The 19,057-nt window shown below is 59.8% G+C and carries 16 protein-coding genes; 3 read left to right on the top strand and 13 right to left on the bottom strand.

The window, feature by feature from the left end:
* The first annotated feature begins 9 nt into the window (after positions 1-9).
* Both HMPREF2787_RS00765 and HMPREF2787_RS00760 read left to right on the top strand, forming a co-directional pair.
* Complete coding sequence (locus HMPREF2787_RS00765) at positions 10-1,086, top strand: esterase/lipase family protein (protein ID WP_070858125.1); 1,077 nt, start codon at positions 10-12, stop codon at positions 1,084-1,086.
* 219 nt (positions 1,087-1,305) lie between these two features.
* Complete coding sequence (locus tag HMPREF2787_RS00760; protein WP_070858124.1) at positions 1,306-2,658, top strand: HNH endonuclease signature motif containing protein; 1,353 nt, start codon at positions 1,306-1,308, stop codon at positions 2,656-2,658.
* On the opposite strand, the gene glmS is transcribed toward HMPREF2787_RS00760, so the two are convergent.
* The gene (gene glmS, locus HMPREF2787_RS00755) at positions 2,641-4,515 is read right to left on the bottom strand and encodes a glutamine--fructose-6-phosphate transaminase (isomerizing) (protein WP_005509815.1); all 1,875 of its coding nucleotides are present in this window, start codon (positions 4,513-4,515) and stop codon (positions 2,641-2,643) included. The two genes, HMPREF2787_RS00760 and glmS, sit on opposite strands and share 18 nt — an antisense overlap.
* 111 nt (positions 4,516-4,626) lie before the next feature.
* Here glmS and HMPREF2787_RS00750 point away from each other — a divergent pair, with 111 nt between their 5' ends.
* A complete protein-coding gene (locus HMPREF2787_RS00750) occupies positions 4,627-5,478 on the top strand; it encodes a dienelactone hydrolase family protein (protein ID WP_049169967.1) in 852 nt (283 codons plus the stop codon).
* 15 nt (positions 5,479-5,493) lie between these two features.
* Here HMPREF2787_RS00750 and HMPREF2787_RS00745 read toward each other — a convergent pair whose 3' ends face one another.
* From HMPREF2787_RS00745 to HMPREF2787_RS00690, 12 genes are all read right to left on the bottom strand, one after another.
* Positions 5,494-5,775 carry a hypothetical protein gene (locus HMPREF2787_RS00745; protein ID WP_070858123.1) on the bottom strand — a complete coding sequence of 94 codons (282 nt, stop codon included), beginning with the start codon at positions 5,773-5,775 and terminating at the stop codon, positions 5,494-5,496.
* Positions 5,775-7,007, bottom strand: a complete 1,233-nt coding sequence (locus HMPREF2787_RS00740; RefSeq protein ID WP_246824134.1) for a hypothetical protein — start codon at positions 7,005-7,007, stop codon at positions 5,775-5,777. The genes HMPREF2787_RS00745 and HMPREF2787_RS00740 overlap by 1 nt, the downstream gene beginning before the upstream one ends.
* Before the next feature lie 32 nt (positions 7,008-7,039).
* Positions 7,040-7,375, bottom strand: coding sequence for a hypothetical protein (locus HMPREF2787_RS00735; RefSeq protein WP_016422101.1), 336 nt, complete (start codon positions 7,373-7,375; stop codon positions 7,040-7,042).
* Between the two features lie 99 nt (positions 7,376-7,474).
* Entirely contained in the window at positions 7,475-8,665 is a 1,191-nt protein-coding gene (locus HMPREF2787_RS00730) for a hydroxymethylglutaryl-CoA synthase (protein WP_016422100.1), read from the bottom strand.
* A gap of 210 nt (positions 8,666-8,875) precedes the next feature.
* Positions 8,876-9,931 carry a hydroxymethylglutaryl-CoA reductase gene (locus HMPREF2787_RS00725; protein WP_070831092.1) on the bottom strand — a complete coding sequence of 352 codons (1,056 nt, stop codon included), beginning with the start codon at positions 9,929-9,931 and terminating at the stop codon, positions 8,876-8,878.
* Positions 9,932-10,024: 93 nt separating this feature from the next.
* Positions 10,025-11,110 carry a phosphomevalonate kinase gene (locus tag HMPREF2787_RS00720; protein ID WP_048731504.1) on the bottom strand — a complete coding sequence of 362 codons (1,086 nt, stop codon included), beginning with the start codon at positions 11,108-11,110 and terminating at the stop codon, positions 10,025-10,027.
* Between the two features lie 12 nt (positions 11,111-11,122).
* Positions 11,123-12,100 (bottom strand): diphosphomevalonate decarboxylase, encoded by a 978-nt coding sequence (gene mvaD, locus HMPREF2787_RS00715; protein ID WP_016422097.1) that lies wholly within the window; start codon positions 12,098-12,100, stop codon positions 11,123-11,125.
* Complete coding sequence (gene mvk / locus HMPREF2787_RS00710) at positions 12,097-13,122, bottom strand: mevalonate kinase (RefSeq protein WP_101687816.1); 1,026 nt, start codon at positions 13,120-13,122, stop codon at positions 12,097-12,099. The genes mvaD and mvk overlap by 4 nt, the downstream gene beginning before the upstream one ends.
* Positions 13,123-13,126: 4 nt before the next feature.
* Positions 13,127-13,783, bottom strand: a complete 657-nt coding sequence (idi, locus tag HMPREF2787_RS00705) for an isopentenyl-diphosphate Delta-isomerase (protein WP_070858121.1) — start codon at positions 13,781-13,783, stop codon at positions 13,127-13,129.
* 16 nt (positions 13,784-13,799) lie between these two features.
* The gene (gene glmM / locus HMPREF2787_RS00700; RefSeq protein ID WP_016422094.1) at positions 13,800-15,143 is read right to left on the bottom strand and encodes a phosphoglucosamine mutase; all 1,344 of its coding nucleotides are present in this window, start codon (positions 15,141-15,143) and stop codon (positions 13,800-13,802) included.
* 102 nt (positions 15,144-15,245) lie between these two features.
* The gene (locus tag HMPREF2787_RS00695) at positions 15,246-16,934 is read right to left on the bottom strand and encodes a VanW family protein (RefSeq protein WP_070858174.1); all 1,689 of its coding nucleotides are present in this window, start codon (positions 16,932-16,934) and stop codon (positions 15,246-15,248) included.
* 43 nt (positions 16,935-16,977) lie between these two features.
* A complete protein-coding gene (locus HMPREF2787_RS00690) occupies positions 16,978-18,900 on the bottom strand; it encodes an acyltransferase family protein (RefSeq protein WP_070858120.1) in 1,923 nt (640 codons plus the stop codon).
* Between the last annotated feature and the right edge of the window lie 157 nt (positions 18,901-19,057).

Below are 19,057 nucleotides of genomic sequence, written 5' to 3'. Positions count from 1 at the left end.
TTAGCCCCTATGGATGACTACTCCCCGAGCACGCGAGTTTTCGGCCCTCTACTGCGCGCCTTTCCGCAGGCATATCTGCGCTCGTTGCGTCATCCCGAATGGATCCCCCACGGCGTGCAGGACGTTCGCGAAATCCTCGACGGCAAAGTCACTCCTGACCTAGACAGATACAACGGTCGCACACCAATTGTCCTGGTTCACGGCACCTGGATGAACTCGTTCAACTCCTTCGCCATGTTGGGGCCGTTTCTCGCCCGGAATCGCCCCGTATTCTCACTCGATTACGGCTCCGACCCCGCCGCGCTGGTCAGCCGTCTCCGTAGCGTCAAAGCCACCACCGATTTGAGCGATGCGCTCGCTGAAGTCACCGACCTTCTCGACCGCTTCCGAGCCCAACTCTCCCTTCCCCGCATCGACCTCATCGGTCATTCCCAGGGCGGTCTACACTGCCGCAGCTACGCTAACGCGAGCATCGATTCGCTTTACGACGACGCACTCAACCATGGCCTCAACGAAGAAGAGGCCGAGCAGTACGCCTCCGACAACAGCCCCGTGCGTGCAGTCATCTCGCTAGCGGGAAACCACCGAGGCACTACTGCGTGGGGCATGCGCCGAAGGCTCAGTGCCCTTGAGCGATGCGGCCTACCGATGCACAAACTCGTCGACCGCCTTGTCGGCCGTGCCTGCATTCAACAGCTGCTGGACTCTGACTACATTGCGACTCTGAACCGCGCAGCGCGTGGCATTACCCGACGTGGTCCGCACTACCTGAATATCGGCACCCCTTTTGACACCGTGGTTCGCCCGTGGACCGGCGCCTTTTTGCCCGAACAAGAGGGTCACCACATTACGAACGTCAACAATGCCACTGGCGGTGGCGACTGGTCTGATCACCTCGCACTGCTCTACTCCCCCAATACGCTCGAACGCATTCACGAGTTCTTGGAGGAACTGGATGGCGCTGAAGCTGGTGATGTTCCGCATCATCCGCGACAGCGAGTCCTGCCTTTGTACGGCGCCCTGCCGAGGGGGCTCGGACGGAGGGGGTCCGGGCGGAGGGGGTCCGGGCAGAGGGGCCGGATCTAATTCAGCACAGAATTTTAGAACGTATTTCCAGAATTCTATTGACAGTTTTTCAAACAGGTGTACGATTTGGGTTGTAGGGAAAATTTGTAAGCGAAAGTTCTTTGTCTGGTGCACAGAAGTCGGCGGGACTGGTTGAAACAGCCTCCACCACGCTTCTCTCCACCACAGAACTCAATCTTCAATTCTCCGGCGGACACGTAGTAATCAGGGGGATAACCAATGTCATCGCCGCCCACAGAACTTCCAGCACCAGGTCAAAAGCCCTCATGGGCCAACCAGCAATCCGACGATCCCATTAGCATCGCGGCCCGTGCCATCAACGCCGCAGACCTTCAACTCATCGATATCTGCGCTCCCGGTGACGAGGTCGATGTCAATCACCATCTTGCCCGTATAAGCATTCGAACCGGCCTTAGCCGAGGCAAGTGCTCTACGCTGTGCGAAATTGCGCTGATGTTCGAACGCCTACCAAAGGTCCGGGCTCTCATCGAATCCACCTTCTGTTTCTCGTTAGCCCATCTCCGCGCCATCGCCAATGGCGTTGCCGGGCTGTCACCAGATCAGTTCGACACGGTAGAGCCCCATCTTTTGGAAATGCTCACTCCGACGCGACCTCGACAAGCAATGGTTGGTGTCTACACGCTGTCTCGTCTAATCGGCGACTTGGTTTCTGAGTACAACGACTGCGCCCGCAACGACGGCACCCAACGGGTGCCAGAAGGCGAAGCGGTCGCACTCGCCGACACGGGCGATGGCAAGCACAAAAAGGTCACAGCAATCCTTGAAAACGACCGCGCGACCGAGCTCATGGCAAGAATCCAGGGGATTCGCAACACCGCAATCAATCGCGGTGAACAGTGCACGCAGGCGGAAGCGCTACTACAGCTGGCACAGAAATCGACCAATGCCGAGATTGTCATCAATGTCTACCGCGAGGTCGGCGGTGGGCCAGCATGGATTGATGGCATCGGCTGGTTGAGCGAGGTAGCCACCGAAGAATGGATTGCTCGCGCAACTCACATCCGTATCTCCGCCGATAGCAAGGTGGATGGTTACCGCCCCACCGAGAGCCAGGTGGCTCGCGTCCGTGGGCGTGACGGTACCTGCCGCTTCCCCGGCTGCGACGTCCCGGCAGCCAAGTGCGACCTGGACCATATTCAGCCGTACAACCACGACAATCCCAAGCAGGGCGGGCCTACTGACACGGAGAATCTGCACTGTCTCTGCCGCCGACACCACAACCTAAAAACGCACGGGGGCTGGGACATCGATCGGTTCCCTGATGGAACAGAAGTGTGGACTTCCCGTGATGGAGACACCGCGACTAGCGTTCCGGTTGGGCCGCTAAAGAACGTCGGCAAGCAAACTTTTCATCAGCGTGTGACACGGAAGATGAAGACGATTCAGAAACGCAACCTCGATTGGATGTTGTCATTTTGCCATGTATCCGATGAGGTCTGGGACCTATCCGAGGAAGAAGCAAAACGCATCGAGTCCCTCACGGATGAAGAACTCGATGCGGAGATTGAGCAGTACCGACGAAAGCAGGACGAACTACTCGACGGTGACTGACTTAGCCAGGTTGCGCGGCTTATCGATGTCCTCGTTACCGCACTGGCGAGCAATCTCAGCTGCCAGGAACTGCATTGGAATCGTAGACAACAGCGGCTGGAGCAGCGTGGAGGTCTCCGGGATCTCAATCAGGTAGTTCGCAAAAGGAACCACCGACTGATCCCCTTCTTCGGCAATCACGATGGTCTTGGCACCTCGGGCTCGAATTTCCTGGATGTTGGAGACAATCTTGGAGTGCAGCACGGCGCGCCCCTTCGGCGATGGCACTACGACGACGACCGGAAGATCATCCTCGATGAGTGCAATTGGGCCATGCTTGAGCTCGCCTGCCGGGAACCCCTCTGCGTGAATGTAGGCAAGCTCCTTGAGCTTCAGCGCACCCTCAAGTGCGACTGGGAAACCAACGTGTCGGCCGAGGAAGAGCATCGTCGGAATAGCACCGATTTCCTTGGCCATGTCGATGAACTCATCGCCCTTAGCGACGACCTTGTCAATCAGTGCCGGGATGGTCTCCAGCTCTTCAAACTCGCGAGTGACCTCATCCGGGTACTTAGTGCCGCGTGCCTGGGCCAGAGCCAATCCGACCAAGTAGTTTGCGGCAACCTGCGCCAGGAACGACTTGGTTGCAGCAACACCGATCTCCGGGCCGGCGTGCGTGTAGAGCACGGCGTCAGACTCACGCGGAATCTGTGCACCGTTGGTGTTACAGACAGCCAGCACGCGGGCGCCCTGGCTCTTTGCGTGTCGCACGGCCTCAAGGGTGTCCGCAGTCTCACCCGACTGCGAAATAGCGACCACCAGCGTCTGGCGGTCCAGCACCGGATCGCGGTAGCGGAACTCGGAAGCGACCTCAATCTCGACCGGGATACGAACCCAGTGCTCAATGGCGTACTTGGCCAACAAACCGGAGTGGTATGCGGTACCACAGGCGACGACGAAGACCTTCTCGATGTCACGCAGATCTTGGTCACTCAGGCGGGACTCGTCGAGAACGATGCGGCCGTCAACGAGGTGACCGGCCAACGTATCGCGGACGGCGGCAGCCTGCTCGTGGATTTCCTTCATCATGAAGGAGTCATAGCCACCCTTTTCGGCTGCGGCGAGATCCCAGTCGATGGTGAATGGCCGACCCTGCTGCTCGTTGCCGGCGAAATCCAGGATGCGGTAATCATCTGCGGTGATGATGACGACGTTGTCCTGACCCAGCTCCACGGCCTCGCGGGTGTGCGCGATGAAAGCCGCAACATCGGAGCCGAGGAACATTTCGTTTTCGCCCACACCGACAATCAGCGGAGTGGAGCGACGAGCAGCGATGATGCGGTCCGGGTGGTCTGCATGAGTAAACAGCAGCGTAAAAGCACCCTCGAGGCGGTTGAGCACGGACAGCGCAGAGGCCTCGAAATCACCAGCGGTAGATCCGCCGTCGGAACCGTCCAGGGCACGGGCGAGCATGTGCGCGGCGACCTCGGAGTCGGTTTCGGACTTCAGCTCAATGCCGGCATCCTCCAGCTCCTGACGTAGCGGAGCAAAGTTCTCGATAATGCCGTTGTGGACGATAGCCACCTTGCCGTCATAGGACTGGTGTGGGTGGGCATTCTCATCAATTGGGCGACCGTGGGTAGCCCAGCGGGTGTGCCCAATTCCGGTGGTTCCAGTGATTTTGTCGCGCCCATCCGCGTCAAGGGCAGCCTCGAGGTTGGCGAGTTTACCGGCCTTCTTCTCTACAGTGATATGCCCCTGATTGTCGACAATGGCAACACCCGCGGAGTCATAGCCACGGTATTCCATGCGTCGTAGCGCATCGACAGCAATATCCAGGGCGGGCTGATGGCCCACATATCCAACGATTCCACACATGCCCTACAGAATAACCCGCGAAGCGGAAAATCGTCATAACGAAATAGACATTCTCGCTCATCCTGGCACTTTTTCAGCAAAGGTATGCACCTTATAGTTAAGCTATTCACTGTGGCTGACAACTTGAAGACTCTGACATCTAATCTTTCCAAGCGTGGACCGCACCGCGTCATGGTCGGTGATCTCGCTTTTACTGGCCTGCCGGGAAAGGTCTACACGCCTGCCGAGGGCAATGGCATCCCCGGTATCGCCTTCGCACACGATTGGCGCACACCGATTGAGGAGTACCACGCCACGCTGCGTCACCTAGCTTCGTGGGGCATCGCGGTCGCTGCTCCGGACACCGAAAATGGCATTGTGGCAGACCACCGTGGTCTCGCCAACGATTTGGAGACAGCGCTCCAGATTCTCGCTGGTGTCCGCCTCGGAGAGGGCAAGGTCGTCGTCCACCCGAAGAAACTCGGCGTTGCCGGCCACGGCATGGGCGCTGGCGTAGCCGTCCTCGCCGCCGCTGGTCACGACCTCATCTCCGGCGTTGGCTGCGTCTTCCCCGCAACTACCGCGCCTTCCTCCAGCGCCGCTGCAACTAATGTCTCGGCTCCGGGCCTCGTCCTGGCCCCTGGCGAGGATCAGTGGCTCGATCGCGGTAACCCGGCTCGCCTGGCTGTTCAGTGGAAGGGCGATGTCGTTTACCGCGAAGTAGACAAGGCTGACCAGGGCAGCTTCTCGGAGACAACTCTTCTCCGTCGTCTAGCGGGCTTCTCTTCCTCCAAGGTGAAGTACCAGGAGGTCGCGCGCGCCGCACTCACAGGCTTCCTGCTGGCCACGGTCGGTGACGACAAGAAGTACTCGGATTTCGCAGACCCGACCGCCACTATCAAGGGCACAACTAACCGCGACATGGAGTGGCTCATCAAGGAGCTGCCGGAAAACCCGGAGCACTCGCTGATTCCCGGCAAGTAGTCACTAGGCCACGCTTCAGGACACGCCCCGAATCGACTTCACCGTCGGCGTCCCTTTCCCCGCCCGCCCGAACAACCGCGTAACGGTTCCCTTCGGTCGGGCGGTTTTTTGTTGCTTTTCGACGCCCGCCGCCACCTCCCTCTCCTTAGTTTCGCGTGCTTTACGACGCTCCTCCAAACCCTGCAATTCTTTCTGTGCCCTCTGTATCGCCGTATCGAACTCCTGCCTGGTCATTGCAGCAGCGTCGTAATAGTCCTGCCCAATCCGGTCATATTTCGCGGCATGCTTACTCCCCATTACCACTCACCTGCCGTTGGCGAATTGACCGCGCCCACAAGCTCCTGGGCGTTGGGCTGCTCAGGGGGCTCGGGCACAGCTGAAGCAGATTCCTGCACTGATGCTGCCGAATCCTGGGCTGGTGCTGGCTGCGGCTCTGCTTGTGGTTCTGGCTGCGGTTCCGCTCGCTGTTCTGCTTGCGGTTCCTGTGGCAGCTCGATTCCCAAGTGCTTTAGTTTCTCAGCTGGAGGAGGCGGTTCAGGAACATTTTCAGGTTCGGGCTCGGGTTCAGGTTCGGGCTTGGGCTCGGGTTCCGGTTCTGGCTTGCAGTTCTCCGGCGCAGGAGCTGGTGCTGGTGCTGGTGCCTGTTCGCACACTGGCTCTTCCGTCTCCGTGCACATGTCTAAGTTGAGCAGTGAGGACGCGACACTGCCTGCAACCCCGACAGCTCCCGCAATTCCAGCGATACTGGCCGCCCCGGCAGCGCCAATGGCACCTCCAACGGATATCCCAGCAGCAACGCCTGCCTCTATCCCAATATCAACGTTGGCAACGACCCCAATTCCACCAGCGATAGCACCGTTGCCACCGGTTACAGTAGCTCCTTCGCCACTCACAGACTCAGCCACCTCTGCACAGGCCGCCGAGGTAGCACCCGAACTGGCAGGGACAGTAGGAGGCTGCGGCGGGGTGGCGACCACCACGGCCTCAGTGTCACACGCTGCCTGCTCAAGACACTGTTCGATGCAGACATTGCGAGCATCGTAGAGCTGACCAGTGGAGTCGACGAGACTGTTGCACACCTGCTGGGCGACTTGTGCGGCTTCGGCGCCGACCTCCGGATCGTCGACAAGCGCTTCGCACTGAGAGAGGATGCCGTCGGTTTGCTCAGCCATATCTTCGGCCTGCTTTTCGCAATCCTCCAGGACCTCGTCGACTTTCTTGCCGCACTCGCCGACGCTCTGCGCGCCATTGGCGGACTGCTCATCCTGATTCGCACAGTCCTGCGCGGCTTTATCACAGCGTTCCTTGGCGGCGTCGGCGGCATCGCCTTTCAAACCGCCCCAATCGAAAGCCATAGCAATAGTTATCGCGGAGGCTATCAACCCCACGGAGTTAGAGAACTTGGATAGGGCGCTGCCCTTCCAGCCGTCAGCGCGTCGCACCTTATCCAAGACTTTGGGCAGATTCTTGCCGATGCCGCCAACCCCGCGCTTGGCTCCAATACGGCTTCCACGGCCAATAACACGCACCAATATCGGAAGAATTCGAGCAACCCATGGCATCAGTCCACTACCTCAATTCCACCGAGGTCGGCGCTCCCGTCGCTGTCACAGCCTGCAAAGACACGCCACTGTTCCCGCACTGCCGGAGCATGATTGCCAAGTCCCGCGTACATCGATTGCCCGTGCTCACGCAGCCGCGCTGCCGCCTGCTGCAGACGACGCCCCTGGGCGGCAAAACCCTGGCCACAGTCTGCCGCGGAAATATCGGGAGCGCTTCCCCACCGCTCATGGCCTTCACGGCCGCGCTGCTCGATCTCTCGGGCAGCCGCTGTCACTGCATCTTCCGAAAAGTGCAGCAAGCCTCCGCCACTGCCTCCAGTAAAACGTGCGGACACGAAAAATCCCCTTCCCCGCGAAAAACAGTTCTTATTACTGTTAGGCGCGAAAAAAGGGGATTCGGTTCCGTTGAGGTACTAGCGCGGGTGCCCCCGGGGCTAACGAGCGCGGTAGATGCGCTTACACCCCTCAACACCGGTGAAGCTGAATGGGCCGGTGCCAATCAGGGCGTCGTCTCCCAGGTTGGAGTACTCACCCGGATCTTCATGCGTCACCTGAGCGTGGCGGTAGTAGGTCGGATCATCGAGCTTTACGCGTTCATCCAGTTCACGAGCATTATCTTCGGCGCGCAGCTGGGACTCGTAGCCCTCGACCACATTGCCGGTGAGGAACTCAGCAACCGAGCCGGAACCATAGGAGACAACAGCGACCTTCTTACCAGCCAGGTCCTTCTCGGTGTCCAGCAGCGAGAGCAGGCCGAAGTAGGCCGATGCTGTGTAGGAGTTACCGATGATGCGGTTGTACTCAGTAGTTGGGCCGAGCTGGCGGGCCTCGTCCTCTGCGGTGAGCTCCACACCGTTATTGGCCGAAAGCTGCCGGTGCGCCTTGTAGGCCATTTTGGTAAACGGCTGGTGGTAGCTGAAGTAGTCAATCTCGCTGAAGTCCACACCGCCGCGGGCACGGTAGTCCTCGTAAGCACCCTGAACAGCGTCGATGTAAGCACTAATAGAGAGCTTGCCCTCCACCAACGCCTGGCTGCGGTGGTTCGGACGCCAGAAGTCCATAACTTCGCGGGTAAAGACGCCCGAAGCCGCATCGATAGCCAGGATGCGCGGATTAGCGGTCACCAGCATGGCTACAGCACCTGCACCCTGGGTCGGCTCCGCAGCGGAGTCCAGGTCATAGCGGGCAATGTCGGAGGCGACAACGATGACCTTCTCCTCCGGATTGCGGGCCACCAGAGCGCACGCGAACTGCAGCGCCGCGGTACCGGAGTAGCAGGCCTGCTTCAGCTCGACAGAGCGCGCATGCGGGTCAAGACCGACCAACTCATGCACATAGACAGCAGCGGCCTTCGACTGGTCAATACCGGTCTCAGTGGCGAACATGATGGTGCGCACGCCGTCGATACCGTGGCGGTCGACGATCTTCTTCACCGCGGTCGCGGCCATCGTCACCGGATCTTCATCAGAGGCAACCACGCTGGAGCGTTCCTGCCCCAGGCCCTTGTGGTACTTTGCCGGTTCCGCTCCGAGTCGGGGCGCAATATCGGCGAGGTCAATGCAGTACGAACCCGTCGCAAAGGCGATGTCATCAATACCGATCGGGGTCACATTGCTTGTTGTCATCAAAACCGTGCCTTCACTACCTCTACAGATTTTTAAGAAATAACGGGCAACGAAACATCCCTATGTCATCAGAACGGCCATCAGAGCAGTCATCAGACCACGGGATATTTTGCCCACAAAATGTTAATTGCCTACTACAGAAATCTAGCGCGTTTACCTGAGATTTGTCTTAGGTTTTGCGAATTGTCGCAAACGACTATTCACAAACCACTACTTCGCACGCTCGATAGAAACGTGTGCCTCCATCAGCTCACCCGGGTTCGTCTGTGCCGCGAGCAGGGAAAGCTCACCACACCAGACGATTGCCGCGCAGCACGCTGCTAGACGACGGGCATTCTCGCCCGGCTCACGGTCCTCCTTGCAGCCCAGCGCCGTGAGATTCTTCTCCACGAAGTCCAAGCCCTTGCCGTTGCCCACGGAACCGACGATCAAATGTGGCAGGGTGCAGCTAAAGCGCACGGAGCCGTCGTCAAGCGCCTCTACCTGCGTCAGCCCCTGCGAGCCTTCGACGATATTCGCAGCGTCCTGACCGGTAGCGAGGTAAAAGCCCAGCAGCATATTGGCGTAGTGCGCATTACCGCTGCGCAGTGAGCCCGCCATGATGGAGCCGACGAGGTTCTTGCGTTCGTTGAGCTCAGCCAGGCGCTTGGCGGTAGTGCGCAGACGCTCGCGGACAACCGGCTCCGGAATGACGGCCTCGGCGATCACGTACTTACCGCGGCCCAGAATGCCATTGACGGCGGAGGTCTTCTTATCGGTGCAGTAGTTGCCCGAGATGGAGCCATAGCCCAACTCTGGCATCTGCTCCATCAGGTAGGACATCAAACGCTCAGACGCCAGCGTGGCCATGTTGTGGCCCGAGGCGTCACCGGAGAAGAAGTCAAAGCGGACAAAGAGAAGACGTGATGCGATCTGGAAGTGAATATCTACCAGCTTGGCAAAACGCGAAGAGGACTCCACGACCTTCTTCAGCTCGTCATAACGAGACAGGATGTTGTCGCGCGCAACGACGGCATCAGCTGCCGAATCGAGAGTGAAAATCACCGAGCGGGTCATCTTCTCACCGACGAAAGTGCAGGTAATGCCACCTTCGATCATGCGGGAGACCTTCGCACCGCGACCACAAGACGGCCACAGCGGGGTCTCGTAAGTCGCCAGCGGAATCTTCACCTCGTCATTCATGACGTTGCCACTAATGCGCACCGGACCAATCCAGCTCAGTGGTACGTGTGCATATTCCAGGTCGTGCGAGCTCTTTTCAGCCATTGTCCTAAGCGACCCTTTCTAGCTGCATGCAGCTTCGGTTCCCAGCTTCTGTAAATTTCAGCTGTCTTAAATTCTACGGTCAAAAAACTGTGGTCAAAGTTGAGCGGCCAGCTTCAGCGGCAACGGCCGGATGCCAGCTGCTTGCCAGCGCGCGGTGATGTCCGCGGCAGTCTCCTCGGCATCGACACCATCTGAGACTCCCACCAGCGCGATTCCGCAGTCACCACCACCGGAGCCACTGCTCTTGCCCGCGGCCCCCGCGCCATCGGCGATGTCGGCAAGCGCTTTCAGTTTCTCCGTCTCGATGCACACAGCACGCTCACGCTCATAGTCCTGCAGCAGCGTCCGATTCTCACGCAGGCAGGCAAACGCCGCGGTGTGGTCGCCGTCGGCAAGCGCCTGCCAGAGTCTTTCGCTTATCGACGAGACCCCGCGCACAAAATCACGGTCTGCGCCACCGGCCTTCTTCAACTGCGAGTCCGTCTTCACCGGACTGCCCGTCCAGCCGACCAACAGTTGTAGCCCACCGAGGTCGGTGCGGGCGTCAATGCGAAGATTCGGCCACGGTGCCGCCACGGCAGCGACAGGATCAGCCGCCACGAGCTCTGCGAGCGCCGTCGGATTCGGCCGGCGATAGAGCACCACCCCGCCGTGCGCGGAGCACGCGATATCGCCGCCGGAACCAGCTGCACCAGCCAGAAGCGTGGCCACCATCGCAATCTTGTACACGTCCAGTGAATCCAGCTCCAGACCCAGGTGCGTCCCCAGCGCACGAGTTACAGCCACAGCGACAGCCCCGGAGGATCCCAGGCCATACTTCGCACCACTGTCGGCGTCATCGAGGTCTGATTCAATGACGATATTTATGGGGCGCTCTGGGGTGTTTTCCAACTCGCCCGCAGCAATGCGATAGACCAGGGAAATCGTATGGGTAGCGATGTCATCTGGTGCATCGATATCAATGACGCGCCCCTGCGGGCCGTAATAGCTGGAGTACACGCGAGAGACCGGCTGCGATGGTTCGGCATCGCGGCACCGAACTGTCACATAGCGGTCGACACCTGCGATGACGGCCAGTCCCTCGACATCCATCACCGCATATTCGCCGGTGAGATACAGTTTGCCACAGCCGCGGCCAATCGATTCACCTTCGATAGGTCCGCCTTTAGCGTTGCTCAACTACTCCCCCAGCTACACCAGGTAAGCGCCAGGGCCGGAACCGGAAACCAGCACGTCAATATCCTCGAACTCTGCGCGGAAACGATCCGCGATGTTCTCGGCATCGCCGCTGCGGCACAGCACCTTCACGTTCGGGCCGGCATCCATGGTGGCGTAGCACTCGGTGCCCTCGTCACGCAGCGTAGCGACGAGATCGAGAGCCGCCACCGAATCCGGATTCCAGTACCGCACCGGAGGAAGAGCCCCCAGCATAGTGGCGTGCATGCGCATGGCATTGGCCTCGGCGAGCTCACCGACCGCAGTGAAGTCCGCAGCGGCAATGGCGGCCTTCATGTCCTCGATATCGCGGGGCACCTGCTCCACCCAGGCCGGGAAGAACGGTGATGTCTCGACCGTGCGACGCATGGCGGCACGGCTGTCAATCTTCTTGCGCCCCGGGGCCAAAACCGCCACGACCAGGGAGAGATCCAGGCCGGAATCCGGCAGAGCCACTGCGTGGCTGGAAGCATCGTCATCGCCGGGCAGCCACTCGACGAGGCCGCCGAAAATAGAGCGACAGGCCGAGCCCGAACCGCGACGGGCCAGAGCCGAGAGCTGTTCCGGGGTGTAGTCCAGGCCGTAGGCCTTCGCCGCGGCCAGCGCGAGAGCGCCAAAACCCGACGCGGACGAAGCCAGACCCGCACCCGTCGGAATCTCGTTGGTGCTGGTCACCTCTGCGAAGCTAGTGCTGCCCGCACGCTCGCGGACCAAATCCAAAAACTTCTGGACACGGGAGAGGTCCTTGCCCACCATCTCCTGGCCGTTCAGAGTGCCCGAGTCGGCGGTGACGCTGGGATCGTCGATAAGCGACACCGTGGTCGTCGTCGGAGCGATGCCCAGAGTAAGGGACAGCGAACCTGTGGCCGGTAGCTGCACGGCCTCATCGCGCTTGCCCCAGTATTTAATCAGGGCGATGTTGGGATGAGCGACGGCGGTAGCGGTCGTGGTCACGAGGGATTTACCTCCACAGTCCAAGTAGCAACGGCATTGGCGCCCATCATGGCATGGCTAATCAGTTCCGCGTGATCGGCGGACTCTGCCAGCGCCATCACACAGCCACCGCAACCGGCACCAGTGAGCTTTGCCCCGTGGGCACCTGCCAGTCGGGCGGCAGTGACGAGATCGGTGATGGACTCATGTCCAACACCTAGTTCTTCTAGCGCTTCCTGCGCCGAGTCCATTCGATGCCCCAGACGGGCAAAATCGCCCTTGGCCAGGTTGTGCACCGCACCATCGGCCAGCTGCCCCAAGTGGTCCAGCAACTCTTGGCCGTGGACTCGGTGGGAATCGACGAAACCACGCACGCGGGCAACGGCCAGCGACGTCGAACCACGCACACCGGTATCCCCCAGCACTAGCCACATCTTCTTGGCCACCTTCAGCGGATGGAACTCACCCTGCTTGAAGTAAACCGGACGCGATGCGCGGGCAACCGTGGCATCCAGGCCAGAGGGGTTACCGTGCGCCAGACGCTCAGCTTCCTGCACCAGGTCAAAGCGCTGACGCTCGGTCAAAGTGCCATCGGCGAGGTCACGCACTGCGTCGATAAGCGCATGTGCCACTGCGGCAGAACCACCCAGCCCTGCGGCGGGCGGGATACCGGAGCGGAGACGAACCAGCAGGTCGCGTTCGGGAATACCGAAGGTGCGCAGGCCAGCGCGGAGTGCAGCGGCGATGGAGGCAAAGCGCTCCGGCAGCTCGTCGATGTCAATGACCTCGCCGTCCATGGAAAACAGGACTGGAGAATCCTCCACGCGGTCAATCCACGCCATCGTGCGCAGCGACGTCACCGGCAGCGCAATAGCCGGCTTGCCGTAGACGACAGAGTGCTCGCCCAACAAAATCGACTTGGCATGGCCTTCACCGAATGCGGCACCCTGTTCATTGGCCAGGGCATAGAACTCCCCGGTCTCCAATTCCTCGGACTTGTCGAGGCCGAAGTCGTCGACGCTGGCGTTTTCTACGCTGGTCACGAAGCTACACATCCTTTTCCGAAACCGACTGTGCGGCAGCCTGCGCCTCCGCGGGGCCATGGATACCCGGCACACCCGCAATGTCGAAACCGTACTTGGAGAACTTCTCCGCACCAACACCCCAGACGTGGTTAAACCACTCCGTCATCGGTTCGTTCGCACGACGTTCTGCTAGCTCCAGCGGGGTCACGTACACCACTTCATCGACCTCATCGGGGTTGATATCCACCGACTTCGGATCGACGATGCCGGCGTACACGTGGTTGTACTCGTGCTCTGCCAATCCCGAACGATCATCGATGACCTGGTAGATAACAATGCCGATTTCCTCCAACTGGGAGACATCCGCACCGAGCTCTTCCTTCGCACGACGCTCAACGGCATCGGCCACCGGCTCCCCCGGCAGTGGGTGCGAGCAGGTCGCATTCGTCAGTAGCAGTGGTGAGTGATACTTCGACTCCGCACGGCGCTGCAGCAGCATGCGTCCCTGCTCATCGAAGAGGAAAAGAGAAAAAGCACGGTGCAAAATTCCCGGCGGAACGTGTGCTTCAAGCTTGCCGACGGTACCGAGAACCCGACCGTCACGATCGACCACCTCTACCTGGATGTCGGCTTCACCCGGGGCAAAGCGGGCTTTAATGTCCTCTGGCGCGTCATTCATTTCCACACTCCTGACTCTAGACTGCGGCCACAACCGCAGCTAACTCCCCGGCAATCTTGCGGGCCGATTCCGCATCGGCGGCCTCCACCATGACGCGGAAGAGCTCCTCGGTGCCGGACGGGCGCAACAGCACGCGACCGGTGGAACCCAGCTTCTCCTCGGCTGCATCGATGGCGGCCTTGACCTCATCAGACTCCAGAATTGCGGCCTTGTTGGACACCGGCACGTTGATAAGAGTCTGCGGCAGCACCTTCATTACGGAGGCCAGCTCAGCCAGAGACTTACCGGTGCGTGCCATCCGCGCCATGAGGTACAGACCGGTGAGGGTGCCGTCACCAGTGGTGGCGTGATCCGGAATGACCACATGCCCCGACTGCTCACCGCCGAGCGAGTAACCGCCGGCGTTCAAATCTGCCAGCACGTAGCGGTCGCCGACCTTGGTGGTACGCAGGGCGATATCGTTTTCCTCCATCGCCAGCTTGAGGCCGAGGTTACTCATCACAGTGGCCACCAGCGTGTTGTGGTGCAGTAGCCCCTCTTCCTTCATGGCGACGGCCAGGATGGCCATGATTTGGTCACCATCGACGATGTTGCCCTGCGAGTCCACAGCCAGGCAGCGGTCGGCATCGCCATCGTGAGCCAGACCCAGATCCGCGCCGTGCTCCAGCACTGCCGCGCGCAAAACCTCAATGTGGGTGGAACCGCAGTTGTCGTTGATGTTGTAGGAGTTCGGCTTGTCATGAATAGCGACGACGTCGGCACCGGCGGCCGCGTACGCCATGGGGGCGGCCTGCGAAGCAGCACCATTTGCACAATCCACTACGACGCGAATGCCGTCGAGCTTGGTGCTGACCGCACGGGAGAGGTGGAACAGGTAGCGGTCGAGCCCGTCTGGGGCCTCCTCGATGACACGCCCCACTCCGGTGCCCGTGGGGCCGGTCTCCGGCAGGTTGTGGAGAGCGTGTTCGATTTCCTTCTCCACCGCGTCGTCAAGCTTGGTGCCGCCCGCGGCGAAGAACTTGATGCCGTTGTCCGGCATGGGGTTGTGAGAAGCCGAAATCATCACACCCATGTCGGCACCGTAGTCGTCGGTGAGGAAAGCGACAGCCGGAGTGGGCAGCACGCCGACACGCAAAACGTCGACGCCCTGGGAAGCCATGCCGGCAGACAGCGCTGCGGCGAGCATCTCACCGGAGACACGCGGATCGCGGCCAACAATGGCCAGGGGACGACGCCCCGACGGATTCGTGCCGCTAGTCAGCACAGTGGCCGCAGCAGCACCCAGCCGCATTGCCAGCGGTGCGGTCAGAGTCTTATTCGCCAAACCGCGGACGCCATCAGTTCCGAAAAGACGTGCCATTGTTGCTAGACCACTCCTTGGGGGTTTTATGAGTTTTGGTATCGCGGACTATTGCATTGTCAATGCTGTATTACTTTAGCCGGTCGCGCAGGCGAATCCAGACTAGCCACAGGACACAATTGGCTGCGGGTCATAAACCGTAGTCTGAGTTTCACGCGAGATTTCCGCGCCCGAGAGGTCCCGAATAACGCGTGTATCAGAAGTGGTGAAGCCCTGCGCACCCGACGACGGCTGGCAAGAGCTGCCACTGACCTGCATACGCTGTGGTTGCGTGTATGCCCAACGGCCACCATTGATGGACTCGACGTTGACCTTCTTCACACCCTTGATGCGCACAGTGACGTCGGAACCAGTAGTAACGGCCTCGATGAGAATCGGAGTGTCGGAACTGTTCTTAAACGCTAGGTCGATTGCGCCCTCGTACACCGTCGCCTCACGGCCGGCCGGGTAACGCGAAATGTAGTAACTGTGCGGAGTGTGCGCGACATCCTCCATGCCCGCAAAGTACGAAGCATTGTACAAAGTGGTAGCGAACTGGCTAATACCACCACCGACAGCCTTATCCGCATGGCCGTTGAGGATGATGCCCGACTCGACAAAACCCTGCGCAGTACCGCGCGGACCCGTGTAGCCGTTCAGGCTGAATGTATCGCCCGGCGCCACGAATGCGCCGTTGACCATCTGCGACACCAGGGCAATGTTTGTTCCCGATGCCGAGCTGAAGCCACCGGTGGTGAACTCACCAATGACATCATCGAAGGTGGCACTTTCCGCTTGTTCGGTGGTGTAGGTGGCGGGCTTGTCCTCGTAGACCGCATCGAACTCGCGCTCATCCGTCGAAGTCACACGCTCGGCGAAGTCCTTCATAGTTTCATCCCACTTCACGGCTACGCCATCAACCGAGGGGACCACTTCACGCGAACCACCGCTGAAGCGTATCGACGCATTGCGCTTATCAACCTCGGAAGCAGCCAGCCCCTCCTCGAGGATCTCGCGTGCGCGGTCGACATTAATATCGGCGGCCAATCCACCGTCGCGCGGCACAAAGCTGATGATTTCAGCCATGCGCTCCGGAGGAATTACACCATCTTTGCCATCACGGCCCTTGGCAACAATGGGGCCCGACACCGCATCGGCGGCCTCTCCCTCAGCTGCCTCACGGACCTGCTCCTCACCGATAGCCGGGTCGTGCGCGGTGGTCTCTACATCGATACCCTCCGGCGACAACCACTTGGCGGCCAAATCCCCGCTGACCGCATTGCGGTCGACATCTTGGCCGATGACCGGTGGAGTTGTTTCCACGCGGCCGTCGACAAGCTTGACCTCACCATCGACGGGAGCAATAGTCAGTTCGCCGACGAGACGGTCGACCTGCGGCTCGAACTTAGAGCTATCGATATCGCTGACCAAATCCAGCTCACGGGTAGTAAAGAAACTGCGCACCCAGGTAACTGGGTTCGCCGTCTGCTTACCCGCCTGCGCGACCGTCTTCTCCCAGTCGATGCTCAGCCCCGCCTCCTCGGGCAGAACCTCCGCCGTGCGTTCGCCGGCACGAAACGCCACTGGATGAGTGGAAAGATCACCGAGCTGCTCTTCGAGCTTCGCCTCAGCGTGATTCGCGCTCAGCGTGCTGATGTCAATACCCGCAACGGTAGACCCGCGCGGGACATGGTCCTTGTTCAGCACGTAATCGACAGCGTAAAACACACCGAAGAGCGCGAAGATACCGAGGACGATGCCGAGGAAAATCTTTAATCCACGGTGACTGGAGGAAGACTTTTGTTTGGCCACAGCCACTTACTTTACCGTGGAAACACTACTAACTAGATTTTTATTAGATTCCGCAGGTGTCCGGAATGCGTTTCTTGTTCTTCGCATACTGCTGGAAAGCATCGACCACGGCATTGGCATAGACCTCGGCGCCATCGGGGGTCGGGTGGATAAGGTCCGCGCGCAGCTTGGACAAATCATCACGCACACCATGGCACCAGTCAGCCACATAGACATTGTCGCGCTTCTTTGCCGCGTCGAGGACTTCCCTCTCCGACTGCGGCATCCACACACGATCACCGTACGGGTTGATTAGGACAATGATGCGGTCTTCACCCAGCGAATCGAGGATCTCATCCAACAGGTGTTCGTCCGATGCCGCAGCCGACTGATTGATACCAAGACCCAGCACGACGAATGGATCGAGCGTACCCGCCGCCTTCATACTCGCGATGATCTCCGGGGCGGCCGGATAACCACGGGAAACAGCCGCATCGATATAGATACCGGGCAGCTTCTCTTCCAACGCGGACGCCGAGGCGAGCATCACAGAGTCGCCGATAGCGGTGATCTGGTCACCACGCGGCATAACGCGCTTGGCCAACTCGGCTTCCTCCGCCTTCTGAGCCTGCGCACGGCGCTCAGCTGCCTCCTGTAGCTGCGCCTCCAGACGTGTCATCTTCGGCGCCGTAGCCATTCCCACAACTGCACCAACCACGACGACCAGCGCCAGCCCTGCTGCAACGCGCGGCTTCCAGGAACCGGCAAACTGCGTGCCCGAAAACTGCGCCATCCAACGGCGGTAACCCATCCGGCGAATTGGCGATTCCACATTCTTGTATGACCAGTTCGCCAAAAGCAGCGATAGCGCAATACCTGCGCAGGCAGCGAGGTTCTCATACTGCATGGCCTCACTGCGCTCCAGCAGTTCACGGATGAGCACGATGACCGGCCAGTGCCACAGGTACAGCGAGAAAGAAATCTTTCCCAGCCAGCACAGTGGCTTGAACTCGAAAATCTGACGCACGGGTGAGACACCGCGAACGACAAGATAGAGAATCGCCGCCGACAGCAACGAGGCGAACACCAACCCACCGCGGTAAGTCGCCGACGCGGTATCCGACATCATCAGCAGAACCAACGAAAGGAAGATCAGAGGCAGCGAGGCCACTACGAAAGCTTGGGCGGAACTGCCAAAGAAGTCCCGCAGAAGGGGTTCTGTGCGTGGCCAGGAGTCCGCCTCTGCGCGTGACGACGTCGATGTCAACCACAATGCGAGGGCCGCGCCAAACAGGAGTCCAAAGGCGTGAGTATCGGTACCGTAGTAGACCCTCGTGGGGTCGACCTTCGGATCGTAGAGCGAGACCATCCACACGAAAGAAGCAACCGCCCCAATGCCCGCCACTGCTGCCAGCTTGCGAGATGCCAGCTTCAGGGCGAGAAGAGCCACAAAGATCAATGGCCAGAGCAAGTAGAACTGCTCCTCCACCGACAGTGACCAGTAGTGCGCTAACAGCTGCACTCCGGAATCCGCGAAATAGGACTGAGAACCCGCAATCTGCGTCCAGTTATTGACGAAAAAGACCGTGCCGAGAAACTGCGTCGACAAGCCAACAGCGGGATCCCCGCCGACCAGACCTGCGACGGCGATGGAAATAAACAACACAAACATCGCAGCCGGAGCGATGCGGCGCAGTCGACGGAGCCAGAAGTCCTTTAGATCGATGCGCCCAGTGACCGCGCGTTCGCGCACCAGAAGCGAGGTGATGAGAAATCCGGAGAGCACGAAGAAGATATCCACACCGATGTAGCCACCGGGCAGCACATTATCGAAGTAGTGGTAGATCACCACTGTGGCAACGGCCAGACCGCGCAGCCCATCAATGCCTGGTACGCGTCGAATGCGGAAGGGATGCTTCGCCACCGACGACGAGCTAGAGGAGCTCTTCGTGTCGGAGGTCTTGGTGGCTGTGGTGCTCACCGCCATACGATTTCCTTCTTCCCATCGCACTGCAATCGCACTTTCATCGCACTGCAATCGCACCGCGATAAACGATTCTCGTGGCAGTTTTTAACGGATAAAAGTCTAACGTACGGGGCTTGTCCCAAAAATGCAGCCATGCCTGGTCACTGCGGACTTTAAC

Origin of the sequence: Corynebacterium sp. HMSC061H03 (assembly GCF_001838215.1) — a bacterium.
Classification (GTDB): domain Bacteria; phylum Actinomycetota; class Actinomycetes; order Mycobacteriales; family Mycobacteriaceae; genus Corynebacterium; species Corynebacterium jeikeium_D.
The sequence above is the reverse complement of the archived record's forward strand: the minus strand, read 5'-3'. Positions and strand labels throughout refer to the sequence as shown.